The sequence below is a fragment of the Bartonella sp. AP258QHHD genome (assembly GCF_042196145.1).
Classification (GTDB): domain Bacteria; phylum Pseudomonadota; class Alphaproteobacteria; order Rhizobiales; family Rhizobiaceae; genus Bartonella.
Genome location: NZ_JBHIPR010000013.1, coordinates 1,334 through 5,493 on the forward strand (window position 1 = coordinate 1,334; position 4,160 = coordinate 5,493).

The 4,160-nt window shown below is 38.2% G+C and carries 6 protein-coding genes and 1 pseudogene; 6 read left to right on the forward strand and 1 reads right to left on the reverse strand.

The features are described from left to right. Positions 1–145: 145 nt before the first annotated feature. The gene (locus ACFIMM_RS01005; protein WP_114647946.1) at positions 146–457 is read right to left on the reverse strand and encodes an XRE family transcriptional regulator; all 312 of its coding nucleotides are present in this window, start codon (positions 455–457) and stop codon (positions 146–148) included. Between the two features lie 94 nt (positions 458–551). Between ACFIMM_RS01005 and ACFIMM_RS01010 the strand changes: the two genes are divergently transcribed. From ACFIMM_RS01010 to ACFIMM_RS01035, 6 genes and pseudogenes are all read left to right on the forward strand, one after another. Continuing rightward, the gene (locus ACFIMM_RS01010) at positions 552–869 is read left to right on the forward strand and encodes a hypothetical protein (protein ID WP_375682570.1); all 318 of its coding nucleotides are present in this window, start codon (positions 552–554) and stop codon (positions 867–869) included. Positions 870–1,443: 574 nt separating this feature from the next. Continuing rightward, on the forward strand, positions 1,444–1,770 hold the full coding sequence (locus tag ACFIMM_RS01015; RefSeq protein WP_375610982.1) for a dATP/dGTP diphosphohydrolase domain-containing protein: 327 nt from the start codon (positions 1,444–1,446) through the stop codon (positions 1,768–1,770). Positions 1,771–1,781: 11 nt separating this feature from the next. Beyond that, positions 1,782–2,435 carry a hypothetical protein gene (locus ACFIMM_RS01020; protein WP_375682571.1) on the forward strand — a complete coding sequence of 218 codons (654 nt, stop codon included), beginning with the start codon at positions 1,782–1,784 and terminating at the stop codon, positions 2,433–2,435. A 19-nt stretch (positions 2,436–2,454) separates the two neighbouring features. Continuing rightward, positions 2,455–3,213: a hypothetical protein gene (locus tag ACFIMM_RS01025; protein ID WP_375637283.1), complete on the forward strand. Its 759-nt coding sequence runs from the start codon at positions 2,455–2,457 to the stop codon at positions 3,211–3,213. Positions 3,214–3,228: 15 nt separating this feature from the next. Then, the gene (locus tag ACFIMM_RS01030; protein ID WP_375630580.1) at positions 3,229–3,702 is read left to right on the forward strand and encodes a crossover junction endodeoxyribonuclease RuvC; all 474 of its coding nucleotides are present in this window, start codon (positions 3,229–3,231) and stop codon (positions 3,700–3,702) included. Further along, positions 3,692–4,160, forward strand: a pseudogene (locus tag ACFIMM_RS01035) (hypothetical protein); the annotation flags it as partial. The gene ACFIMM_RS01030 and the pseudogene ACFIMM_RS01035, both read left to right, overlap by 11 nt.

Genomic DNA, 4,160 nt, shown 5'->3' on the forward strand with positions numbered 1-4,160 from the left:
ATGGAACTTATATTTCATTATTTATGAAAATTGTCAATATAAAAATTCAGAAAATATGAAATTTTAATAAAGTGTAGGTTAATTATGGATAAACTAATGTTAGAAAAACTTTGGAATTGTGGAGATAAAAAAGTGATGGCTGCTATTATTTTTTGTCTGAAGAACAAGAATTCTGAAGAATCGTTAAAACAGCTTTCTGAACTTCGGGATTTGCTTGATAATACAGTTGAATAAACTGTTCAGATTCTTTGATTAGAAAAGGGGGGATTTCGCCAAAAAAATCAATAATTTCTATTAATTCACTTGCTTTTATTGATCTTTTTGTACCTGAATCATGCAACATACTAGTTAAGGTAGATGGTAACACTCCTAAATGCTTGGCTAGCATTTTCTTACTACCATGACCATTTTTAGCTAATTGCGCATTAAGCCATACCTTTAACTGATCTGATTCCATAAAATACAAAGTCTTTCATATGAAATGAAAAATCAATAAAAAAAATATGAAATTTTATCTTGATAAAATTCATAAAATATGAAATTTTATCTTTATGAAAAAAGAACCTGCGTATACTATAATAAAATATCTAGGGGGGGCTGTTAACGTTTCGCGTATTTTGAAGAAATGTAAAGGTGCTGTTTATCGTATCACTTATTCTAAAGAGAAGGGTGGTTCTAATGGATTGTTTCCTTCAATTTATCAAGCGCAGTTATTAACCTACGCACGTGATCATGGGATAGATTTGCGTCCAGAAGATTTTTTTTATCCCGAGCGCTTGCAGAGATTAATGCAAGAGCAACACCCCCCAATGACTACATTTGCAAAAAGTTCCGGCGTTGATAGCGCGCGTGAGACTTTGCAGCCTTAAGGAGGTGATGATGGCTGTAGAAAAGAAATACGAACTTACTGATGAAACAATTGAGTTTGATGGCAGAACACTTCACCGCATTCGTGCACTGAGAGACTTTGGTGATGTTAAAGCAGGTGATTTAGGAGGCTATATAGAGAAAGAAGACAACCTAAGTCATGAAGGTGATTGTTGGGTTGGGAATAGGGCATGGGTTTATGGTGATGCACGTGTTTTTGGCAATGCCAAGGTTCTTGGTTTTTCTCATGTTTATGACAATGCCCGTGTTTATGAGAATGCCAATGTTCTTTTAGCAGCTGCGATTTATGGCAACGCCAAGGTTTGTGGTAATGCGCATGTATTTGGCAATGCCAAGGTTTGTGATGAAGCTGCGGTTTTTGGTAATGCTTACGTTTACGATAATATCCATGTTTATGGCAGCGCCAAGGTTTATGGCAACGCCAAGGTTTGTGGTTATGCCAAGGTTTGTGATGCTGCTAAGGTGTTCGGTCATGCCGTGGTTTATGGTAAGGCCAAGATTTATGGAAATGCATATGTTTGCGGCACTGAAGAATATGGTGGCGACAGAGTTTATATGTGTTCACATAATGCAAATGAAGCGCATAAGAATGATGATGGTAAGCCTCGTGTAGAGCTTATACCGCCGTTGGCACTGCTTGAAATTGGTAAAGTTTTAGAGTTTGGGGCAAAGAAGTACGGAGCAAACAATTGGCGTAATGGCATGCACTGGAGCAGGTTACACGGTGCTGCTTTACGTCATTTATTAGCATGGTTTGGTGGAGAGCATAAGGATGCTGAGAGTGATTTATCACACTTGGCACATGCGGCTTGTTGCATTCTTTTTTTAATGGAATGCGAAGCACAACAGATTGGTCATGATGACCGCCCTCATAAAAATTAAAGGAGATAAAGATGAGTTCGAATGAAATTTTATGGATAGCAGTGGTTTCAGTTTTGCTCTTAAGCGGAGTGATGTTTCGTATTGCTTTGTATTATCGCGCGCAGGTTAAGGCTCTTTCAGAGGAGATTCAATATCTTATGGCAAGAGTAAAAAAGGTAAATACTGATTTTATATTAGGGAATAGAAATATAATTTATGAATGTGATGCGGATATAGGAAAGTCTGAAGCAGAAATTAAACAACTGAAGCAAGAGATTGAAGAACGTGACGAGGAAATTAAACAACTGAAACAAAAGACTGAAGAGCATGAAAAGGCGTTCAGAAATGTAAGTGAAGTTGTAATGACACTCGAAGCAGATGTTCAATCACGTGATACGGAAATTAAAGAACTAAAACAAAAGATAGATGCGTATCGAGAAGATTTTACACGGAAAAGTGAAAAGATACAGGCACTAAAAGCAGATGTTCAATCACGCGACGAGGAAATTAAAGAATTGAAGCAAGAGATTGAAGAACGCGACGACGAGGAAATTAAACAACTGAAGCAAGAGATTAAAGAACGCGACGAGGAAGTTGAAAGACTAACACAAGAGCTTAAACAGCGTGATGAAGCAGTAAAAGCGCCGCTTCATAAGAATAAGAAGAGTAAGAAGAAGGGTAAGTGAGGAGATAGAGGTGGAAGATATGATACTTAAAAAGAAGTATGAATCTACTGATGAAACAATCGAAGTTAATGGAGTTACGCTTCACCGTATACGTGCTTTAAGAAATTTTAGAGATGTGTACGCAGGTGACTTAGGTGGCTTTATTGAAAATGAAAGCAATTTAAGTCATGAGGGAGACTGTTGGGTTGGGGACGATGCAAAGGTTTATGGTAGTGCTAGGGTTTACGGTCGAGCCAAGGTTTTTGGTAATGCCAACGTTTATGATAACGCTCATGTTTATGGCAATGCCATTGTTTATTTTGATGCTAAAGTTTTTGGTAATGCACATGTATACGGTACAGCAATAATTTGTGAAAATGCCCGTGTGTGTGGTGATGCATGGATTGATACAGGTTTTATTAGTGGTTGTGATTTAGTTAATAGTAGTAAAAAGAAATACGAACTTACAGACGATACAGTTGATCTCGGTCCTTTCAAGTTACACCGAATACGAGCATTGAGAAGCTTTGGCAAAGTAAAGAAAGGTGATTTAGGTGGCTGGGTAGAGAGTGAAGAGAACCTCAGTCACGAAGGTAATTGTTGGATTAGTGGTTTAGGGGCTGTTTTTGGTGGCGGCAGATTACGTGGTGATCACCTAGTTCCAAACTTTAATTACATTTCCAATACGACTTATAAATTGTCTATGTTAACACCACAACAATACATGGCATCTCTACCTTGGCACCGTAGAATATGGGAGCGACTCCGTTATTATTGGGAGTGCGGAATATGGCTTTAGAGCTTCATAAACGTGATGAATAATACAATTCTTTGTTTTGATCTAGGTACCAAAACGGGGTGGGCGATACGTGGTGCAAGTGGTGACATGTTCAGTGGTACCGTGAATTTTCAATCACGCCGTTTTGAAGGCGGTGGAATGCGTTACTTGCGTTTTAAACAATGGCTATCAGAAATAAAGCAGACAGCAGGTCAAATTGACGTGGTGTATTTTGAAGAGGTGAGGCGTCATAAAGGTACAGATGCAGCGCATGTTTACGGTGGTTTGTTAGCAACGTTAACGGCGTGGTGTGAACAGCATCAGATACCGTATGAGGGGATACCAGTAAGTACGATTAAGAAAGCGACGACAGGCAAGGGGAATGCGTCGAAAGAAGAGATGATTAAGGCGGTGCGTGCAAAAGGGCACAATCCGAAAGATGATAACGAAGCAGATGCTTTAGCAATTTTATATTTAGTTAAAGAAAGGGAATTGGGGTATGTCCAGTAAATTACCATGGACGAGGCTTTTTGCAGACAAGTGGCTTCTTGATCTTGCTTGTTTACCCGCAATTGAAGGCAATGTTTATATGCGATTGCGATTGCAAATGTTGCGCACTAGAGAGCCTCTTGTAAATGATGCGCAAATATTATCTCATTTTACGTGTTGTTCAGTAAAAAGATTTCAGAAGGCATTAGATTACTTATTTAGATCTGGACACATTATTCTTTCAGAAGATGGTCATTTGTGGTGTTCAGATGTTGAAGAAGAATTAAAAAATTCAGACGAAACTTTAAATAAGTTTGCAGAAAGAGCAGCAAAAGCCGCCAATACTAGAAAACATAAAAACCACGAAGAATCTTCAAGAGAGCTTCAAGATTCTTTAAGAAGTCTTCAAGATTCTTCAAGATGTCTTGAAGATTCTTCAAGAGGGTACATTAACATTAACATTAACAATAACAAAAAAA

Bases quoted from the DNA above. Each gene is read 5' to 3' on its own strand.
- ACFIMM_RS01005 (WP_114647946.1), bottom strand. From the start codon at position 457: ATGGAATCAGATCAGTTAAAGGTATGGCTTAATGCGCAATTAGCTAAA.
- ACFIMM_RS01010 (WP_375682570.1), top strand. From the start codon at position 552: ATGAAAAAAGAACCTGCGTATACTATAATAAAATATCTAGGGGGGGCT.
- ACFIMM_RS01015 (WP_375610982.1), top strand. From the start codon at position 1,444: ATGTGTTCACATAATGCAAATGAAGCGCATAAGAATGATGATGGTAAG.
- ACFIMM_RS01020 (WP_375682571.1), top strand. From the start codon at position 1,782: ATGAGTTCGAATGAAATTTTATGGATAGCAGTGGTTTCAGTTTTGCTC.
- ACFIMM_RS01025 (WP_375637283.1), top strand. From the start codon at position 2,455: ATGATACTTAAAAAGAAGTATGAATCTACTGATGAAACAATCGAAGTT.
- ACFIMM_RS01030 (WP_375630580.1), top strand. From the start codon at position 3,229: ATGAATAATACAATTCTTTGTTTTGATCTAGGTACCAAAACGGGGTGG.